This window comes from Ensifer sp. (genome assembly GCF_035999185.1).
In the GTDB taxonomy this organism is placed as follows: domain Bacteria; phylum Pseudomonadota; class Alphaproteobacteria; order Rhizobiales; family Rhizobiaceae; genus Ensifer.
In genome coordinates this window covers 45,786-63,217 of sequence record NZ_DASYHB010000110.1, presented here as the reverse complement: position 1 = coordinate 63,217, position 17,432 = coordinate 45,786, and the positions used below count along the sequence as shown (strand labels likewise).

Annotated in this window: 20 protein-coding genes and 1 pseudogene; 7 read left to right on the top strand and 14 right to left on the bottom strand. The window is 62.5% G+C overall.

Going from position 1 to position 17,432, the window contains the following annotated elements; genetic code table 11:
- Positions 1–349: 349 nt before the first annotated feature.
- Together VGO04_RS13000 and VGO04_RS12995 are read right to left on the bottom strand one after the other, a co-directional pair.
- Positions 350–1,855: a protein adenylyltransferase SelO gene (locus VGO04_RS13000; RefSeq protein ID WP_327496363.1), complete on the bottom strand. Its 1,506-nt coding sequence runs from the start codon at positions 1,853–1,855 to the stop codon at positions 350–352.
- A gap of 155 nt (positions 1,856–2,010) precedes the next feature.
- A complete protein-coding gene (locus tag VGO04_RS12995) occupies positions 2,011–2,967 on the bottom strand; it encodes a homocysteine S-methyltransferase family protein (protein ID WP_327496362.1) in 957 nt (318 codons plus the stop codon).
- A 238-nt stretch (positions 2,968–3,205) separates the two neighbouring features.
- Between VGO04_RS12995 and VGO04_RS12990 the strand changes: the two genes are divergently transcribed.
- Positions 3,206–3,823, top strand: a complete 618-nt coding sequence (locus tag VGO04_RS12990) for a TetR/AcrR family transcriptional regulator (protein ID WP_327496361.1) — start codon at positions 3,206–3,208, stop codon at positions 3,821–3,823.
- 3 nt (positions 3,824–3,826) lie between these two features.
- On the opposite strand, the gene VGO04_RS12985 is transcribed toward VGO04_RS12990, so the two are convergent.
- The 6 genes and pseudogenes from VGO04_RS12985 to gstA all read right to left on the bottom strand — a co-directional run bounded on the left by VGO04_RS12985 (position 3,827) and on the right by gstA (position 7,952).
- A complete protein-coding gene (locus VGO04_RS12985; RefSeq protein WP_327496360.1) occupies positions 3,827–4,345 on the bottom strand; it encodes a DUF1697 domain-containing protein in 519 nt (172 codons plus the stop codon).
- Positions 4,346–4,404: 59 nt separating this feature from the next.
- The gene (locus tag VGO04_RS12980) at positions 4,405–6,513 is read right to left on the bottom strand and encodes a S9 family peptidase (protein WP_327496359.1); all 2,109 of its coding nucleotides are present in this window, start codon (positions 6,511–6,513) and stop codon (positions 4,405–4,407) included.
- Between the two features lie 148 nt (positions 6,514–6,661).
- Positions 6,662–6,874 (bottom strand): tautomerase family protein, encoded by a 213-nt coding sequence (locus tag VGO04_RS12975; protein WP_058325556.1) that lies wholly within the window; start codon positions 6,872–6,874, stop codon positions 6,662–6,664.
- 10 nt (positions 6,875–6,884) lie between these two features.
- On the bottom strand, positions 6,885–7,217 hold the full coding sequence (locus VGO04_RS12970; protein WP_327496358.1) for a nuclear transport factor 2 family protein: 333 nt from the start codon (positions 7,215–7,217) through the stop codon (positions 6,885–6,887).
- A gap of 67 nt (positions 7,218–7,284) precedes the next feature.
- A pseudogene (locus VGO04_RS12965) lies at positions 7,285–7,341 on the bottom strand (hypothetical protein); the annotation flags it as partial.
- Positions 7,338–7,952 carry a glutathione transferase GstA gene (gene gstA, locus VGO04_RS12960; protein ID WP_327496357.1) on the bottom strand — a complete coding sequence of 205 codons (615 nt, stop codon included), beginning with the start codon at positions 7,950–7,952 and terminating at the stop codon, positions 7,338–7,340. The gene gstA and the pseudogene VGO04_RS12965, both read right to left, overlap by 4 nt.
- A 136-nt stretch (positions 7,953–8,088) precedes the next feature.
- Here gstA and VGO04_RS12955 point away from each other — a divergent pair, with 136 nt between their 5' ends.
- Entirely contained in the window at positions 8,089–8,490 is a 402-nt protein-coding gene (locus VGO04_RS12955) for a helix-turn-helix domain-containing protein (RefSeq protein WP_327496356.1), read from the top strand.
- A 26-nt stretch (positions 8,491–8,516) separates the two neighbouring features.
- On the opposite strand, the gene VGO04_RS12950 is transcribed toward VGO04_RS12955, so the two are convergent.
- Complete coding sequence (locus VGO04_RS12950) at positions 8,517–9,437, bottom strand: LysR family transcriptional regulator (protein WP_327496355.1); 921 nt, start codon at positions 9,435–9,437, stop codon at positions 8,517–8,519.
- Between the two features lie 147 nt (positions 9,438–9,584).
- On the opposite strand from VGO04_RS12950, the gene VGO04_RS12945 reads away from it, so the two are divergent.
- Together VGO04_RS12945 and VGO04_RS12940 are read left to right on the top strand one after the other, a co-directional pair.
- Positions 9,585–9,857 (top strand): DUF2798 domain-containing protein, encoded by a 273-nt coding sequence (locus VGO04_RS12945; protein WP_327496354.1) that lies wholly within the window; start codon positions 9,585–9,587, stop codon positions 9,855–9,857.
- Between the two features lie 162 nt (positions 9,858–10,019).
- Positions 10,020–10,385: an SH3 domain-containing protein gene (locus tag VGO04_RS12940; RefSeq protein WP_327496353.1), complete on the top strand. Its 366-nt coding sequence runs from the start codon at positions 10,020–10,022 to the stop codon at positions 10,383–10,385.
- A gap of 64 nt (positions 10,386–10,449) precedes the next feature.
- Here the strand turns inward: VGO04_RS12940 and VGO04_RS12935 are convergent, their stop codons facing one another.
- On the bottom strand, positions 10,450–12,609 hold the full coding sequence (locus VGO04_RS12935; RefSeq protein ID WP_327496352.1) for an inverse autotransporter beta domain-containing protein: 2,160 nt from the start codon (positions 12,607–12,609) through the stop codon (positions 10,450–10,452).
- A 262-nt stretch (positions 12,610–12,871) separates the two neighbouring features.
- Complete coding sequence (locus tag VGO04_RS12930) at positions 12,872–13,750, bottom strand: VOC family protein (protein WP_327496351.1); 879 nt, start codon at positions 13,748–13,750, stop codon at positions 12,872–12,874.
- A 305-nt stretch (positions 13,751–14,055) separates the two neighbouring features.
- On the opposite strand from VGO04_RS12930, the gene VGO04_RS12925 reads away from it, so the two are divergent.
- Together VGO04_RS12925 and VGO04_RS12920 are read left to right on the top strand one after the other, a co-directional pair.
- Positions 14,056–14,478 carry a universal stress protein gene (locus VGO04_RS12925; protein WP_327496350.1) on the top strand — a complete coding sequence of 141 codons (423 nt, stop codon included), beginning with the start codon at positions 14,056–14,058 and terminating at the stop codon, positions 14,476–14,478.
- A 64-nt stretch (positions 14,479–14,542) separates the two neighbouring features.
- A complete protein-coding gene (locus VGO04_RS12920; protein ID WP_327496349.1) occupies positions 14,543–14,887 on the top strand; it encodes a TraR/DksA C4-type zinc finger protein in 345 nt (114 codons plus the stop codon).
- Between the two features lie 4 nt (positions 14,888–14,891).
- Here VGO04_RS12920 and VGO04_RS12915 read toward each other — a convergent pair whose 3' ends face one another.
- Entirely contained in the window at positions 14,892–15,365 is a 474-nt protein-coding gene (locus tag VGO04_RS12915; protein ID WP_327496348.1) for a GNAT family N-acetyltransferase, read from the bottom strand.
- A gap of 243 nt (positions 15,366–15,608) precedes the next feature.
- On the opposite strand from VGO04_RS12915, the gene trhA reads away from it, so the two are divergent.
- A complete protein-coding gene (trhA, locus tag VGO04_RS12910; protein WP_327496347.1) occupies positions 15,609–16,271 on the top strand; it encodes a PAQR family membrane homeostasis protein TrhA in 663 nt (220 codons plus the stop codon).
- Positions 16,272–16,309: 38 nt separating this feature from the next.
- On the opposite strand, the gene VGO04_RS12905 is transcribed toward trhA, so the two are convergent.
- Together VGO04_RS12905 and msrB are read right to left on the bottom strand one after the other, a co-directional pair.
- A complete protein-coding gene (locus VGO04_RS12905; RefSeq protein WP_327496346.1) occupies positions 16,310–16,834 on the bottom strand; it encodes a hypothetical protein in 525 nt (174 codons plus the stop codon).
- A gap of 128 nt (positions 16,835–16,962) precedes the next feature.
- Entirely contained in the window at positions 16,963–17,370 is a 408-nt protein-coding gene (gene msrB, locus VGO04_RS12900; RefSeq protein ID WP_327496345.1) for a peptide-methionine (R)-S-oxide reductase MsrB, read from the bottom strand.
- Positions 17,371–17,432 lie beyond the last annotated feature (62 nt).

The window sequence follows — 17,432 nt, the reverse complement described above, 5'->3', positions numbered from 1 at the left end:
GCGTGTGGCAGGTGAGCTTCTCAGTGGCGGTCGCAAGCCGTGTCGCGGCAACCAGGTCAGGCGAGGCGTATAACCCCGTCCCACTAGGACCTAACGCGCACGCCCTGCCTTTCAATAGCCATATTCCGCAACGCGGAAATTTTAGGAGGCCGCAATGCAGTTGCGCTCAAGATGCTGGGGTGGCCGGGACAGGCGCACAACAGTGTTTCCGGCAACTGCCGACGATCACGGCATGACCCAAACCCGCCGCACGTGTAGATGTGCAAAAACATGGAGATAGCGCAGCCTCGTGAATCTGCTTGGAAAGACGTGTCCAAGCAGATGCAAGGCGAGGCGCCGACGTGCGTGGCTACGTACCGCAGAAGGTCCGCTGGACTTCCTCTTGCGGTTCCGGCGGGGCCTGATAGGCGGCAAATCCCGGTTGGTCGTCGAAGGGCCTGGCGGTGACGTCGACCAGCGCTTCGAAAAGCGAGAAGTCGGCGTCTTCGGTCGCAGCCACGATCGCCTGCTCGATCCGATGATTACGCGGGATGTAAGCGGGATTGACCGCCTTCATCGCCGTCGCACGCTCCTCGGAGGCGATCCCCTCGCGGGCGAGGCGCTGGCGCCAGTCGTGAAGCCAGGGCTCGATGGCCTCGGGCATGGAAAACGACGTGTTGAGCGTGGCATCGGCCGAAGGATCGCGTGCACTGTCGCAGAGCCGGCGGAAGGTGAGGGTGAAGTCGGCCTCGCCCTTGTGCATGGCCGTCAAAAGCGCCTGCACCAGATCGAGGTCGCCGTCTTCGCTTGTCGCCAGCCCGATCTTTCGCCGCATTCCATCGAGCCAGTGGCGCTGGAAGATCGCGCCATATTCGCCAAGTGCATCATTCGCCAAATCGACGGCGGTGCCGGCGTCGTCATCGAAGAGCGGCACCAGCGTCTCCGCCAGGCGCGCCAGGTTCCACTGCCCGATGGCGGGTTGGCTGGCATAGGCGTAGCGGCCGCCCTGGTCGATCGAGGAAAAGACCTTTCTCGGATCGTAGCTATCCATGAAGGCGCAGGGGCCGAAGTCGATCGTCTCGCCTGATATCGTCATGTTGTCGGTGTTCATCACTCCATGGATGAAGCCGACATGGAGCCAGCGGGCAATCAGCTCGGCTTGGCGCGCCACCACCGCCTTGTAGAAGGCAAGATAGGGCCGCGCATCGTCCTTGATATCAGGGTAGTGCCGATCGATCGCATAATCGGCAAGCACCTTGACCGAGGCCATGTCGCCACGCGCGGCGAAGAACTGGAAAGTGCCGACGCGCATGTGGCTGGCCGCAACGCGGGTTACGATGGCGCCAGGCAGGATCTGCTCGCGATAGACCGGCTGGCCGGTGACGACGGCGGCAAGCGCGCGCGTCGTCGGGATGCCGAGCGCAAACATCGCCTCGCTGACGATGTATTCGCGCAAGACAGGCCCGAGTGCGGCGCGCCCGTCGCCGCGCCGGGAGAATGGGGTCTGGCCCGGGCCCTTCAGTTGGATGTCGCGGCGCTTTCCGTTCCGATCGATGACTTCGCCGAGCAGGATCGCCCGGCCGTCGCCGAGCTGCGGCACGAAGGTCCCGAACTGGTGGCCGGCATAGGCCATGGCCAGCGGGTCGGCGCCTGAAGGAACACGGTTGCCGGAGAAAATCTCGGCGCCCTCGCGCTCAAGTGCGGCCACGTCCAGTCCGAGTTCGTCGGCCAAGGGCCTGTTGAGCTTTATCAGCCAGGGCTCGGCAACCGGGGTCGGGTCAACGCGGGCAAAGAACTGCTGCGGAAGCCGTGCATAGCTGTTGTCGAAACCGAAGGCGTCGACATTTCCGGTCGGCGACGGGGGGACATAGTTCATGACGAAGCGGTCAACGGCCTTTGCCTTGATGGTCCGGCGGCCGTCCTTTCCGCCCAAGTCTACACGAGCATGACGGCATTCGCGAGGGTCGTTGAGACAGGCTGCGCCCTCCCGCAATTGCTTGCGAGAGGGCCGGGAGGGCGAGACCCCGCGCCTCAGGCGCTCAGCGCCGTCGGTGGAAGGCAGGCCTCGCAGATTGCCGCGATGTGACGATGGTCGGTGCCGCAGCAGCCGCCAAGGATGCGCAATCGTGGCAAATGCGTCGTCAGTGCTCGATAGCGCTGCCCGAAGTCGGCGGGGTCGCCGTCATCGAGCGTTTCGCTGTCGTCGAGCTCGGCATGGCTCATCATCGAGGCGTTGGCCCTGATCCCGGCGATCCGGTGCGTCCAGCGACTGTCGGCGTCAAGCACCGTATCGAAGTGGCTCGGATGGGCGCAGTTGATCATGTAGTAGTGCGGATAGCCTCCGGTTGCCGTATCGACGGCGTCGATCGCGGCTTGAAGGGTACGGCCGTCGGGAAGCCGGCCGTTGGTCTCGACGGTGAAAGAGATGGCGCAGGGCATGCCATGGCTTTGTGCGGCCCGGGCAATCCCGGTCGCCTCGTCGATGCTGGTCAGCGTGTAGGCGCTCACCAGATCGGCATCGCTGGCCGCAAAGGCCGAGATCTGCGGCGAGTGATAATCCTCGGCCTCGTCTGCGGCCATGCGCCCCAGTCGATAGCCGTCGCCGCGTGGGCCGATGGCGCCGCTCAGCACGATCGGCGCGCGTGGACGCTGGTATTTGGCGCGCAGCTCGGTGAGCAGGTAGATGGCGTTCTGGTTCACGTCTGCGAGCGCCTTGGCATCGTAGCCGAGCTTGACGCCCCAGTCGGCGCTGGCGCGCCATGTGGGCGTATCGAGCACGAAGCCGGTGCCATGTTGCCGGGCGATATCGAGATAGCGTTCGTAGTAGCTGAGAAGGCGCTTGCGCCCGTCCGCCGTCGAAAGCAACACGAAGGCGGCGAAATGCGGGAGCGCCACGCCCTCGTGAAAGATCAGCGTTGTTTCCATGCCGCCGTCGCTGAGGAAGAGTCCACCCTTCAAGAGCGGCAGGCTGCGTCTGTATTTGGCCATATTGGTCTCCAACAGGTTCAGTCTTGCTGATGGGCTCGGGGATGCCTCCTTCCCGGAGAGCCAAGTAAATTTCTGCCTTATGATGATCTTCTAAACTAGGCGACTTGCGGTATACTATTGCTAATATACTAAATTACTGCCGTAAAATCAGTGACTTACTGTTTGGTTTTCGTCACGGCGCTGCAGCTTGATTGTCATGTCGCCTCTGGAAACCGCACCAATGGTAGGGAAGCGGCTAATGCGAAAGGGTGAGGAAACGCGCGCGAGGATCCTCGACGCGGCGGAAATCGCGGTGCTGGCGAAGGGATTTGGCGCGACCTCGATCGATGAACTGATCGCCGAGACCGGTATTACCAAGAGCGGATTCTTCTATCATTTCCGGGACAAGAACGAACTCGCGCGCGCTCTGCTTGAGCGCTACATCGAGAACGACGAACGGATCTACGACGAAATCTTCGGCCGCGCCCGGCAACTGGCCGATGACCCGCTACAAGCCTTCCTGCTCGGCCTGAAATTGCTCTCGGAAGTTCTAGGCGACCTGCCCAACGGTCATCCCGGCTGTCTGGTTGCGGTGATGTGCACCCAGGAGCGTGCCTTCGATCGCGATATCCAGGAGATCAACCGGCAGGCGGCACTGATGTGGCGTCGGCGTTTCGGCACGATGTTTACGGAGATCATGCATGTTTATCGACCGCGTGAGCCGCTTGATGTCGAACAGCTGGCCGACATGGTCTCAACCGTGCTTGAAGGCGGCATCATCCTGTCCAAGGCGCTGAAACAGCCCGAAAGCTTGCCGCAACAGCTCCTCGTCCTTCGCTCCTTCGTCCGCCTACTGTTCCAACCCGCAGTCGCCTGAAGCTCAGCTTTCCATGTCCAGCGCCAAGGTGGCGAGCTTGCGCACCGTGTTGAGATTGCGGGCAGTGCCGGGTTTGGCCGCCGGGAGTTTGAATTTCGAAGGGCCGGATCCGTTCGGGTAGTGGATATAGATTTCGCTGCCGGCCATCTGCACTTCTTCACCGTCAGGGGCGACAAGCTTGTCGAGCGCATCGGCGGGCGCCAGTTCGGGCAGGAAGACGACGAGCAGGAGATTGGGCTTGGCGTTGGGGAAGGGCGCGCGATCGGCTATTCGTTGCAGCTCAGTGCCGCTGCGGACCATCACGCCCGGCGCCTTCCCGAGCTTTTCGCGAAGGGCTTCGTCCAGCAGCTTCGCGACGGCCGCGGCAGACAAATCCGAGCGGAACAGCACATTGCCGCTCTGGATGTAGGTCCTGACGTCGGCAAAGCCGAGCCCCTCGCAGATCGTCCTGAGATCGGCCATGGCGAGCGATCCGGTGCCGCCGACATTGACGGCACGCAAGAGGGCGACGTGGACGGGCATGGCGAAGCTCTCGGCTTGAGTGGTGGGGGGATGCGGACTTATCCCGCATCCCGCGTTGCTTACATCTTGCCGGCGACCTTGATCGCGAAGGCATATTCGAAGGCGATCTCTTCCAACCGCTGGAAGCGGCCGGACGCGCCGCCATGACCGGCATCCATGTTGGTCTTCATCAGGATCGGTTCGTTGCCCGTGGTCTTTTCGCGAAGGCGCGCCACCCATTTCGCCGGTTCCCAATAGGTAACGCGCGGATCGGTGAGCCCGCCGAGCGCCAGGATCGCCGGATAAGGCTTGGCGCCGACATTGTCGTAGGGCGAGTAGCCGGCGATGATGTCGTAGAATTCGCGGCTCTCGATCGGATTGCCCCATTCCGGCCATTCCGGCGGGGTGAGCGGCAGCGTGTCGTCGAGCATGGTGTTGAGCACGTCGACAAAGGGCACGGCGGCGATGATGCCGGCAAATTTCTCCGGCGCCATGTTGGCGATCGCGCCCATCAGCATGCCGCCGGCTGAGCCGCCTTCTGCGACGATGTTCGCATAGGACGTGAACTTCTGTTGATTCAGATAGTCAGCGGCAGCGATGAAATCCTTGAAGGTATTGGTCTTCTTGGCCATCTTGCCGTCTTCGTACCAGGCAAAGCCGCGGTCCTTGCCGCCGCGGATATGGGCGATGGCATAGACGAAGCCGCGGTCGGCAAGCGACAGGCAATTGGTGTTGAAGCCGGCCGGGATGGTGATGCCATAGGCGCCGTAGCCGTAAAGCAGGCAGGGCGCCGAACCGTCGAGCGGCGTGTCCTTGCGATAGAGCAGCGTCACAGGCACGTCGGTGCCGTCCCAGGAGGGAGCAAAGACGCGCCGGGTGACGTAGTCATCCGGATTGTGGCCGGAGGGGACTTCCTGGGTCTTCAGAAGCGTGCGTTCGCGCGTCGCCATGTCGTAGTCGAAGAGCTGCGACGGCGTCGTCATCGACGAATAGGAGAAGCGGATGACGTCGGTGTCGTATTCGGCCGCACCCGAAAGGCCGAGCGAGTAGGCCTCCTCGGCAAAGGCGATCGCATGTTCTTCGCCAGTCTTGCGGTCGCGGATGACGATTTCCGGCAGACCTTCGCTGCGCTGCAGCCAGACCAGGTGGCGAGCATAGGCCATGTGGCTGAGGATCAGCGTGCCCGGCTTGTGCGGCACGACCTCGCGCCAGTTTTCCTTGCCCGGCGCATTTACCGGCGCTTCCATGATCTTGAAGTCCTTGGCGCCGTCGGCATTGGTCAGGATATAGAAGACGTCGCCGCCTTCGGTCATCGAATACTCAAGCCCGGTGACGCGCTCGGCAACGAGCTTCGGTTCCGCCAGGAGGTCCGTGGTCGACAGCAGCCGGTATTCGCTCGTCTCGTGATCGTGGATGTCGATATAGATGAAGTCGTCGAGCAGCGAGCCGCCGACCGACATGAAGAAACCCGGATCTTCTTCCTCGTACACCAGCCGGTCGTCCGCCTGGGCGGTGCCGAGCACGTGGTGAAAGATCTTCGACGGGCGATGGTTGTCGTCGAGCACGGTGTAGAAGAAGCTCTTTCCGTCAGGTGCCCAGGCGCCGCCGCCGCCGGTGTTCTCGATGACATCGGCCATGTCCTCGCCCGTGGAAAGATCGCGGACCCTGAGCGTGAAGTACTCCGAGCCCTTGTCATCATAGCCCCAGATGCCGAGGCTGTGGTCGGTCGAATGATCGAGGCCGGCGAGGCGGAAATAGGCCTTGCCTTCCGCTTCCTTGTCACCATCGAGAAGCAATTGCCGGATCGCCTCGTCCTTGTGGTCGCCGTCGCGGGGAATGCGGAAATAGCGTGGCTGCTCGCCGCCGGTGACATAGGCATGACCGTAGGCAAACGGGCCGTCCTTGACCGGGATCGAGCTGTCGTCTTCCTTGATCCGGCCGCGCATCTCCGCAAACAGCGATTTCTGCAGTGCCTTCGTGTCGTCCATGGCGGCATTCATGTAAGCGTTTTCGGCTTCCAGATGCTGGCGGATTTCCGGAGCGAGGATCGATGGATCGCGAAACATCGCCTGCCAATTGTCCGCGCGCAGCCAGGCATAGTCGTCGGTGCGGGTGATGCCGTGGCGCGTGTCGCTCACCGGCTTCCGTGCGGCGACGGGGGCTTCGGGAAGGTTTTTGAATACGGACAAGAGGCGTCTCCGGGATCGATGCGGCGGGAGACAATGAGATAGAGAGCCTGATGATGGGGATCAAGCGCAAAGGGAGCCGCCCGACGGGTGGTTCGCATTCGGGCGGCCAAGTTGCCCGTTCCTCCGGGAGGCAACGGGCAAGGTGCCGTTAGGATTTCTCACCGGCCTTCCGGCGATATTCGTCCACGGGCAATCCACCGACACCCCAGTCTTCGAGCGCCACTTCATCGATGACGACGAAAGTCGTGGCGGGGTCCTTGTTGAGCACGGTCTGAAGCAGATCGGTAACGCCCTTGATCAGGGCAGCCTTCTGTTCGGCGGTTGCACCCTCGCGGGTAATCTTGATGTTTACGTAGGGCACAGACTTCTCCTTACTGCGCGGGTTTGATGTCGTAATGGAAGACCTTGGCGATGATCTGCCAGCGGCCCTCGACGAAGACAAGAGACAGAAAATCGGTGAAGGCCTTTTCGCCGATAGCGCATTGAACTTTCGCCAGTGCCGTCATCGGCCCTGCAAATTCGATCGAAAGAATCCGGTCTGCGCGCGCCTCGCCGCGACTTTCGGGCGAGGGGCGTTTGTCGACAACAGGAAAGTACCTGTCCATGTCGAGTTCCAGCAGGGAGCCATCCGTGGCCGTGGCATAGAGCGCCTTCGGATGGAAAACCTGCCGGAGGATGGTGGTATCGCTGCGTGGCCGTGGCATAGAGCGCCTTCGGATGGAAAACCTGCCGGAGGATGGTGGTATCGCTGCGGTAGAGCCCATCGAAATAGCGCTCGAGCACTGCGACCACCGCGGCAAACTGCGGATTGTTCACTGAGGCGCTCATGCCGCGACCAAGCCTTCCGCCTGCATTGCGGCGCGCACGGCCGGCCGTTCGCCGATCCGTTGCAGATAGGCGTCGAGGCGCGGGAAGGGGGCAAGCGAAACGCCAGTGTGGTTGCTCCAGTTGATGACGGTGAAAAGATTGGCGTCGGCGACGGTGAAGGTATCGCCGAGCAGATAGGGACGTCCGTCGGCAAACTGGTCTTCGAGGTTGCCGAAGCGCTTGGCGAGTTGAGCCGTCGCGGCCTCTTTCGCCTCAGAACTTGCCGTCTTGCTGAACAGCGGCGAAAACGCCTTGTGCAGTTCGGACGCGATGAAGTTCAGTTGTTCCTGCAGGCGGGTGCGCGCCAGGGTGCCGTTGGCGGGCGCCAACCCGGCTTCGGGAAAACGGTCGGCGATATACTGCACGACGGCCGCGCCCTCGGTGACGACGTCGCCTGTTTCGAGCACAAGCGCCGGCACATAGCCCTTGGGGTTGATCGCCTTGAAATCGTCGCCGCCCTCAGTGAGATGCGTGGCGGTATCGACCTTGACGATCTCGAAGGCGACGCCGGCTTCGCGCAGGCTGATGTGGGGCGAGAGCGAGCAGGCGCCCGGGGCGTAATATAGCTTCATGGCAATGTTCCTTTTGCAATGGTGGTCTCTGTGGAAGGCGGACGGAACCTAACCTCACGCGATAACTTTTGTATACGAGATAACTTTATGTTACCGACGTTTCCGGTTTCCCCGCGGTAACTGGAGAATTTTGCCCATGAGCTTGAAAATTCGAAAGAACAGGGCTGCCGCCTTGCCGCCGACCTGCCCGGTCGGCGAGTGCATGGTGATGCTCGGCGGTGCCTGGGCGCCCAACATCATCTGGTACTTGAGCGGCGGTCCCCGTCGCTTCAGCGAGCTCAAGATCGATATCCCCGGCATATCGGCGAAAGTGCTGAGCACGCGCCTGAAGGAGATGGAGGAGAAAGGCGCGATCGAACGGCGGATCGTGCCGACATCGCCGCCTTCGGTCGAATACAGGCTCAGCGACCTCGGCGAGGAATTCGTGCCCGCGATCCATGCGATCGTCGAGGTCGGCTACAAGCTCAAGCTTCGCCGCGAGGCAAAGCTCGCGGACGAAGCCGATCGCCAAGATGCCCCGCAGGCAGTGCCCGCCTGACAGAGGCTACCGCACGATAGAGACGGCTACCACCGGCCCTTCAATGTCTGCACGGCGTGTTCGATGAAGGCCCTAACCTTCGGCGTTTCCGCCTGGCGGTCGGCAAAGCAGGCGTAGAAGTCGAAGGGCTCGTGGTCGGTGTTGGCAACACCTTCGCGCGGTGCGCCGCCAAATAGCGGCACCAGCAAGCCGCGTGCGATCAGGTCCGCGGCGATGAAGGCTCCAAGGCGAGTGATGCCGGCCCCCTTGATCGCCATTTCGGCAAGCGTGTCGATGTCGTTGCTGACGATCGTCGCCTTCAGGTCCGGCTCGAAGCGAAGGCCGTCGCGGGTGAAGGCCCAGCGAAAGATGCGGCCGTGCCCCGCATAGCGATAGACGAGGCAATCGTGATGGACGAGGTCTTCCGGCCGCTCGGGCCGGCCGCGTCGCTCCAGATAGCTCGGTGCGGCGCAGATGACCATCGGCACGGACGCCAGCTTGCGTGCAATCAGCCCCTGTTCCAGCTGCAGGCCGAAGCGCACGCTGATGTCGACGCCTTCGCCGATATGGTCGATCTCGCGATCGGTGACGACAAGCTCGATCGAGACATCGGGGTATCTGGCCGCGAAGGACGGCACGAGCGGCGCCACGACATGGCGGCCGAAGGCGACGGACGAGGCGATCTTGAGGGGACCGCGCGGTTCAGCGCTGAGCGCCGAGACGGCCGCGGCCGCGAGTTCCAGCTCGTGTACGACGCCACGAACCCGCTCGTAATAGATCCGGCCGCTCTCGGTGAGGCCAAGCTGGCGCGTGGTACGGCTGAGCAGCCGACTTCCGAGCGTGCGCTCCAGCCGCGCAATGTTCTGGCTGGCGGACGCCGGGGTAATCCCGAGCTTTCGGGCGGCCGCAGCGATGCTGCCCTCTTCGACACTCCTGACGAAACTCTCGACCCCGCGCAAAGTATCCATAATTTCATCCATCGAATAGCTGTTTCAATTCGATGGTTTTGCCTATTTCTGAGCAAGGCTGCAATGGTCTACTTCGCTCGGGCACGATCCGTATATTGCCATCTTGAAGCGAGGGGATGACCCCTCGCCCAAAATGGAGACTTGCCCATGGAAGACACGCTGTCTGCTCCCCGGATCGCCCGCAGCCGCAAGCTGCCGCCGCGCGCCGCCCCTATCGCCTTTGCCTTCTTCATGTCGGCGATCATGGCGTTCCTGATGTCCTGCGTTATCGTGGGCGCCAACACGGGTATCGACGCTGGCTACCCCGCACGCGTGATCGGTGCCTATGCGCTGGCCATGCCGGTCGCCTTCGTCTGCGTGCTGTTCGTCCGCCCGTTCGTCGCCCGCCTCGTTGGCTCCGTTTGCCGCCTGCCGGCTTGAGCATGCGCCGTCCCGGCTGACCGGGACGGGCGCTCACGCACTGCGGGCAATCGTCGCCCGAGGTTCTGCCCGCCCATTCACTTGCAATTCAGCCTTGCCGTCGCATCTTCTTTGATGCCGTCGGTGATCGGCGGCTCCAGCCAAGGGGCTTTCGAGATGGGCATGCTGAAAAGACTGCTATCGGCCGTCGTTGTGACCGGCTTTGTCGCGGCGGGATCGCCGGCGACCGCGAGCACATTCGTCGCCTGGGAAGTTGCCGGTGTCGATTGGAACGATGTGCTCAATGCACGGGCCTGGCCATCCTCATCCTCGGCCGTGCGCGCCGGCTATCCCAATGGCACGAAGCTGCAGATGACCGGCCGCTGCATGAACGGTATCGACCTCAAACGCATCGCCCGCTGGTCAGCGATCGCCCAACAACGGGCTGTCCGCGCCACCTGGTGCCAGATCTGGCATGATCCGCAACGCAACGGAAACTGGCAGGAAGGATGGGTCTACGGCAAGTTCATCCGCCCGGCGCGGTTCTGATCCGCCTCAAAACCTGTTACGGCAAGAAAACCACGCCCGGTTGCCCGGGCGTGGTCGAGGGTATTTAGCGGCAACGTGATGCGGCGTTGCTCTGGTCAAGCTTGGTTCCGTTGACCGTCAGCAGCGAACCCGGCGACTGGGTGATCGTTCCAGCCGACCAGCCGGTATCGAGCGTGCAATCCTTCGGCGTGTTGGTCACGCTGACATTACCCTTGATGTCTTCGGCCGGGCCGGAGAAGTGCAGGCCCGCGATCCCGGCCTTGTCGACCGATATGTTCTTGAATACGACGTTGCTCACCGGGCCGCCCAGGAACCCCCAGGCGTCGCCGTAAATGTGCGCGCCATAGGTGCCGGCATTGGTGACCGTGACATTCTCCAGCGAAATGCCGGAGACCGGGTTGAAGAAAATGCCGGCCTTGAGCGTGCGGTCGATCTGCAGGCCTTTCACGTTCACGTTCGTGGTCTCTACATTGAGGTTGGGGCTGGCAACGAGCATCAGGCCGTTGATGCCGCCGGTGAGGCGCATGTCGTTGATGGCGACATTGGACGTCCCTTGCAGCGCCACGAGATCCATGTCGCGGTCCTGCTTGGAGTTGTCGACCGTCACACGGTTGAGCTTGACGTCCTTGCCGGCCACGAGCAGCACGCCTTCGCGGCGCGAGTTGCTGATCGTCACATTGTCGAGTGTCACGTTCTGCGTCCCGGTGACCATCTCATACTCGGTCCGGCTGATCTTCCTGAATTCGCCGCCCGCAAAAACTCCGTAGGTAACCTTGTCGATGACAGTGTCGCGGACGGTGATATTGCGGCCACCGACCGAACTGATCGCGGCATAGGGCGCCTTGTTCGGATTGTAGATCGAGAATTCACAGCTCGTGTTGTTCTCGCAGATGTAAAGATCGTGGATGCGGCTGTCCTGAACCAGCGCGCCATTCACCCGCGTGAAGCGGATGCCGTCGTGGCTGGTCGCGGCGATATCGACGCCGTCGACGGTCACGCCGGCCGCATCTGTCGCGGAGATCCCGGCAAGGCCGCCGCGGATCGACAACTGGGAGACGGTGCTGCCCGACGCCATGGCGATCACGTCCTGGGCCGGATTGTAGCCGGTGATCGTCGTGGCCGCACCCCGGTTGACGAAGTTTGCCGTTGCGCCGCTGGATGCGCCACGCACGGTAATCGCCCCGCCGCCACCGAGGAGCGTCTGGCCGTTGCCGAGTGTTAGTGTCCGATCCAGTCCGAGATTGCCGTCGGCAAGGATCAGCGCGTTGGTGCCGGCAGCGCCAATCAAGGCATTGATGTCGGAGGCACTACCCGAAGCCGAGGAAACCGTGACCACACGACCGGCGTTGCGGCCGCTGTCGACGAATTGCGCCGCCTCGATGTCGCCGGTGGCGCCGGCGTGCGTGCGGATCCGGGTCGCCCGTTCGACGCGCTGGGTCATCGGGTCGAAGGCGTCGCCGGTCGAACCGGTGGCACCGAACGGAATGCGCAGCCGCGCCATGACGGCGCCCTTCAGCTTGTCTTCGTTGTCATAGGTGCCGGTCACGCCGAGCGAAACGGTCGATCCCTCCGACAGTCCGGGCAGGTCGGCGAAGGTCAACTCCGCGCGCAGCTTGGCGCCGAACATGTCTCCGAGATTGCGGCCGCCATACCAGTAGCTGCCGCCGAAGACCTTGAGCTGTACATTCGAACCTTCGTCGAACACCGGCAGCCGCCCGCCGACTTCGGCGTCGATGCCGCGCCGGGCACGCTCCTTGCCTTCCTGGAAAACGAGCACATGGTCGCGCACATAGGCGGCGTTGAACGCGCTAAGGGCTTTGGCACCGGTCAGCGGCAGATAGAAGTTGCTGCGCATCTCCAGATCGCCGCTCAGCGCCTCAAGTCCGAAGGAGACCTGGCTGAAGGAATTGCCGTGGGTGCTCTTCAGGTAATCGTAATAGCCATAGGCGCCGATGACCCATTGCTCATTGGCGCGGAAGCGGTAACCGGCGCCGATCGAGCCCTGACGAACGGCGTCGTTTTCAATCGCTCCGCGTGTATCGATGAAAATCGCATTGCCCGAATCGACTACGAACGGCAGGAAGAAGCCGCCACTGGCGCCGGAGCCGCCGCTGAAGAAGCCGCCTTCGATTTCTGCCTGCGGTCGCAGGTCAAGCGCCAGGACCGGGCCTGAAAGCAAGGTGCCGCTTGCCAGGGCGGCCATAAAAATATTCTTATTTTTCATATCATTAACTCCGCATATATGCAGCCTTGGGCGAGGCCGCTTGGGCATGCGGTTAAGATATGTGAGTGTAATACTCAAGTTTATTGGTCGACAAAGCAGCCCCTATCCAGCGGCGTGTTGACGCAGCCGGGAGGCAAGGTCTGTCTGCAATTTTAAGAATATAGGGCAGTGCCTTGTCCACTATCCGCCGATCGGCTGTCTGAAGGCCCGTGCGGCAGGAGGGCCGCCGGCGTTCAAGCGTCGACGGCCGAGGTGAGGGTGTTTAGGCGACGAGCGTCAGGCCGATGCCCCAGGGGTCCACGAGGCGGTAGCCATTGCCGTTGCGGCTGACGGCGATCTCCAGCGCGTCGAGCTTGTCGAGTGCGGCGGCCCGTTCGGCCGGCTCCTTATACTGGATCGTGTAGTCCGAAAGCCCTGTCATGTGGCTCTCGCGCCTTGGTGCGCCGCGCGAGTTCCAGATGTTGGCCGCCACGTGGTGATGGTACTTGCCCGCGCCAAAGAAGCTCGCACCCGGATAGCGCGCCATCAGTCCGAGACCGAGAACATCGCGGAAGAACGCATCGGCCTGAGGAATGTCGGAAACCTGCAGGTGGATATGGCCGATCGCGGTGCCGTCGGCCATCCCGTCCCACCGGTCCTTGGACGCCTCGTCGTAGAGCGCCTGCAGATCGAGCGGCAGCGTATCCATGCCGACGGTGCCGTCGGGCTTGAAGCTCCACTCGTGGCGCGGACGGTCACGATAGACCTCGATGCCGTTGCCTTCGGGGTCGGCGAGATAGATGGCTTCGCTGACCAGGTGATCGGAGGCACCCTGCAGCCTGACATTGTTGTGCGCGGCGTGCGCAAGCCAGCGGCCGAGTTCGTCCCGGTTCGGCACCAGAAAGGCGTTGTGGAACAGGCCGGGCGCATTGCGTGGCGCGCGTGCCGCGCTGCCTTCGGTCGACAGGGTCAAAAGTGGCCGGCCACCGACACCGAGCGTCGCGCCGCTCGGACTTGTCTCAAGCGGCTTCAGGCCCATGATCTTCTGGTACCAGGCCGAAACAACGGGCAGATCCTGGACGACCAGGTGCGCGTGGTCGACATGGGCAGGCATAGCCAGCGCATGGTCCGTCGGGATGTCAGCTGTCTGGTGCGACGTCATTCCGGTCTCCTTGGCATCGAAGCTGCAGCCGATTGTCCGGCGCAGTTTCGGTGAAACTGATGCCGGGAATATGGGCCGTCTCGTCCGTTCACGGAAGGCTGTCAGTCACTTGATGTTGTGTTCGATGAGCGTTGACAGTGATTGCCGTCGCCCTACCTCATTTTGAGTGAGCCCACGCAAGCGCAACCCTTTCGATTTGATTTCAATCAAAGCAAAAAAGGCCGCGCGGGCGCAATCTTCAGGCGAGGGGTTGGCCTGTCGCATCGGGCGCCGGCGATCCGGGTGGGCAACAGAAGGAGTGCAGCATGTACAAGAAGATCATCGTCCCGATTGCCATGGATCAGCTCGAGCACGGAGAGTCCGTCATGGGCATCGCCGAAAAGCTGGTCGATGAGGGGGGCGAGATTATCCTGCTCAATGTCGTCGAGGATCTGAATGCCTATGCGCAGGGCTACATGATCGTCGACTTCCCGCTGGAAATGGTCGAGGAATCCCGCAAGCAGGCCCAGAAGACACTCGACGCGCTGAAGACCAAGCACGGAATCAAGGGCCGCGTCGAAATCCGCACCGGTGGTGCCGCCGGAACCATCAACGCGTTCGCCAGCGAAGAGAATGCCGATCTGGTGATCATCGCCTCGCACCGGCCGGGTCTGATCGATTATTTCATCGGATCAACCGCAAGCCGCGTGGTCAGCCATTGCCCATGCGCCGTTCTCGTCGACCGGTAAGCCACGAACAAAAAGAGCGCCTGCGGCGCGCACCATCGCGCCGCCAACGCCAAGGAGTGTTCAGATGGACAAGCATGCGCTTGACGACTTTCGCGACCGCCTGACCCGCCGCAAGGAGGAGCTGCAAGGGCGTCTGGTCAAGATTGAGCACGATCTCGATGAACCCATGAACGCCGACGTGCCCGATCGCGTGACCGAACGGGAAGGCGACGAAGTTCTGGAAGGCCTCGGCCTTGCCGGACAGGAGGAGATCCGCGCCATCGATGCCGCGCTCGACCGGATTGCAGCCGGCACGTTCGGTACTTGCGTGCGCTGCGGCCTGCCGATTGCGTCGGCGCGCCTGCAGGCCGTACCCCATGCGCCGCTCTGCCAGGAATGCGCGGCGGAGGTCTCCCGCGGCGGCCGGTGATCCTTCAGCCAGTCGTCCCGGCGCGCTGCAGCTCCAGTTTCAGTCGGGGCAGAAAGCGCCCCGGGATCACGCCTGATGCAACGACCCCATCGTCGACCGCGCCCATGCGGCGATAGAAATCGGCAGCGCCGGGATCTGCATCGATCGTCATAAAGGCCGCGCCACGGCGACGCGCCGCTCCGACGCACCAGTCAAACAGGATCCGCCCAATACCTGCCGCCCGCGCATCCGGCTCGATGAAAAGCTTGTCGAGCTCGGCGATATCGCTGCTGGAGCGGACCTGCGCAAGGCCGAGGATCGTTTCACCTTCGACGGCAATCTGCAGATCCGAGTCCCGCCAGTCTTCGGCCGTCAGGGTCAAAGCCGACCGGCACGCTTCAAGAAAGGCGGGGTCGTAGCCCCACACGGCTTTCGATCGCAGGCAGAGGGCGCTGAGCGCAACCGCCAGTTCCGGGTGAGGGGTGCGCAAGACGGGCATGGTCAATCTCCGGCTCAGTGACTTCCACTGCCCATGTGGTCATCGTCGCGTCTGCACACAAGTCCCGGCAGCGCGTCGAAGCCACGTGATGCGATTGTAGTAATGCGTTGCAAAAGTTGATGCTTTTGCCGCGTCGACGCGCCTATGCCACCGGGCGGCGCTGTGGCAGGATAAGGGAAATGGCACGGTGCGACACGTCAAGAGCGCGCCCTTTAAAAAGACAGGAACGGGGAGAGGGATCGCGTGGAGTTCGCTGGCGTCAAGTGGAACTATGACCGCTCGGAGCTGATTGCCGACGGCATCGTGCATGGCATTGGCCTGGCTGCGGCGCTTGTGGGTGTCACGGCGCTGATCTTCTACGCGACGCTCTGGAGCACGAGCGGCCAGCTTGCCGCAGCCGCCGTCTACGGCGGAGGGCTGCTCGCGACACTCTCGATCTCGTTTCTCTACAATCTCTATCCCGTCTCGCGAACCAAGTGGTTCCTGCGCCGCTTCGATCATTCCTCTATCTTCGTCCTGATTGCGGCGACTTACACGCCTTTCCTTCAGCGCGGCCTGGACGACCCGTTCCTGTTCGTGATGCTGATCGGTATGTGGACGATCGCCGCACTTGGCGTCGCGATCAAATGTCTTTTCCCCGGTCGCTTCGACCGGCTGGCGATCCTGCTTTATCTCGCCATGGGGTGGAGCGGCGTCCTTGCCATCGGGCCGTTGCTGTCGACCTTGACGGCAACGACGCTGCTGCTGATCCTGATCGGTGGCATCATCTATTCCGCAGGCGTCATCTTTCACGTGTGGGAGAAGCTGCGCTTTCAGAACGCCATCTGGCACGGTTTCGTGGTGACCGGCGCTGCCGTGCACTATTCGGCGGTTCTGACGTGTTTCAGCACCGCGACGTCGTCCTGAGCCGCGCCTGCAAGAGACAGATGCGCTCTTGCTTTCAATCAGTTCGGAGCTTCGCCCGCAGCCGCCGCGACAGGCGCGTGCTGACAGCCTTCTGATGGCCTCAGTGCTTCGGCCATGCGTGAAATCACGCCGTCGAAGCTCGTGAGCCGGCTCTTGCGGTACTGCAGTCGGAAATAGGCGGCGCTTCCGTCGCAGAGCGCAACTGCGCGGGTATAGAACACTTCCTCACCGCGCGAGCCGGAGAAGCTGGCCCAGGCCGCTGTGACGCGGGAATAGACGATCCGCCATTCGCCCTCCCGCTCGTAGCCGATCCGGTCGTTGACGTCGGTCTCAAAGTCACCGTCGAGCAGAGTGCTTCCGAAGACGGACAGCGTCGCGCCATTGTCGTTGGCGTGGAAACTCGCCCCGTCGCCGTTGTCGCCCTCGCTCTGCAATTCGAAGCCCGGCGGGATATCGAGCACATAACCAAACCGAGCATTGGAATAGGCCTGCCAGTCCTCCGCAGCCAACGCCGCTGAGGCGGTCGGCACGAGGAGTGCGAGTGCAGTCAGGATGCGCAGCATGCGGACCTCCTCTCGGCTCGCTCGATGCCTTGTTCTCTCAATGGCGCGGTGACCGGCGCTCCACGGCGCTCAGCCAACATGCAGTAGAAGAACATCAAGCCCCATGCCACTCCTTCCGCGCGCCAGTGTCAATCCTCGGTAAACGTCATGGCGTGGCCGTTGAGGCAATAGCGCAGGCCCGTCGGCGGCGGTCCATCGGGGAAGACGTGTCCGAGATGGCCATCGCAATCGGCGCACCGGATTTCCGTGCGCACCATGAAATGCGAGCGGTCCTCGATCTCGCGGATCGCTTGATCGTCGATGGCCGCGAAATAGCTCGGCCAGCCGCAACCGGAATCGAACTTTGTATCCGAGCGGAATAGGGCTCGCCCGCAACAGACGCACGCATAGGTGCCGGTCTGCTTGTTGTTGAGAAACGGGCCTGTGAACGGACGCTCGGTGCCCTGGTGCCGGGTGATGCGGTATTGCTCCGGCGACAGTTGCGCTTGCCACTCAGCATCGGTCTTTATCACCTTGGGCGCCTTCACCGTCGTCATCGAAGTCTCCTGTCGCTGCGGCGATAATATAGGAACGCGCCTGCGCCTGCGCAATCAGCGGG

Coding starts and splice junctions, on each gene's coding strand:
- VGO04_RS13000 (WP_327496363.1), bottom strand. CDS start 1,855: ATGAACTATGTCCCCCCGTCGCCGACCGGAAATGTCGACGCCTTCGGT.
- VGO04_RS12995 (WP_327496362.1), bottom strand. CDS start 2,967: ATGGCCAAATACAGACGCAGCCTGCCGCTCTTGAAGGGTGGACTCTTC.
- VGO04_RS12990 (WP_327496361.1), top strand. CDS start 3,206: ATGCGAAAGGGTGAGGAAACGCGCGCGAGGATCCTCGACGCGGCGGAA.
- VGO04_RS12985 (WP_327496360.1), bottom strand. CDS start 4,345: ATGCCCGTCCACGTCGCCCTCTTGCGTGCCGTCAATGTCGGCGGCACC.
- VGO04_RS12970 (WP_327496358.1), bottom strand. CDS start 7,217: ATGCCACGGCCACGCAGCGATACCACCATCCTCCGGCAGGTTTTCCAT.
- gstA (WP_327496357.1), bottom strand. CDS start 7,952: ATGAAGCTATATTACGCCCCGGGCGCCTGCTCGCTCTCGCCCCACATC.
- VGO04_RS12955 (WP_327496356.1), top strand. CDS start 8,089: ATGAGCTTGAAAATTCGAAAGAACAGGGCTGCCGCCTTGCCGCCGACC.
- VGO04_RS12950 (WP_327496355.1), bottom strand. CDS start 9,437: ATGGATACTTTGCGCGGGGTCGAGAGTTTCGTCAGGAGTGTCGAAGAG.
- VGO04_RS12945 (WP_327496354.1), top strand. CDS start 9,585: ATGGAAGACACGCTGTCTGCTCCCCGGATCGCCCGCAGCCGCAAGCTG.
- VGO04_RS12940 (WP_327496353.1), top strand. CDS start 10,020: ATGCTGAAAAGACTGCTATCGGCCGTCGTTGTGACCGGCTTTGTCGCG.
- VGO04_RS12935 (WP_327496352.1), bottom strand. CDS start 12,609: ATGAAAAATAAGAATATTTTTATGGCCGCCCTGGCAAGCGGCACCTTG.
- VGO04_RS12930 (WP_327496351.1), bottom strand. CDS start 13,750: ATGACGTCGCACCAGACAGCTGACATCCCGACGGACCATGCGCTGGCT.
- VGO04_RS12925 (WP_327496350.1), top strand. CDS start 14,056: ATGTACAAGAAGATCATCGTCCCGATTGCCATGGATCAGCTCGAGCAC.
- VGO04_RS12920 (WP_327496349.1), top strand. CDS start 14,543: ATGGACAAGCATGCGCTTGACGACTTTCGCGACCGCCTGACCCGCCGC.
- VGO04_RS12915 (WP_327496348.1), bottom strand. CDS start 15,365: ATGCCCGTCTTGCGCACCCCTCACCCGGAACTGGCGGTTGCGCTCAGC.
- VGO04_RS12905 (WP_327496346.1), bottom strand. CDS start 16,834: ATGCTGCGCATCCTGACTGCACTCGCACTCCTCGTGCCGACCGCCTCA.
- msrB (WP_327496345.1), bottom strand. CDS start 17,370: ATGACGACGGTGAAGGCGCCCAAGGTGATAAAGACCGATGCTGAGTGG.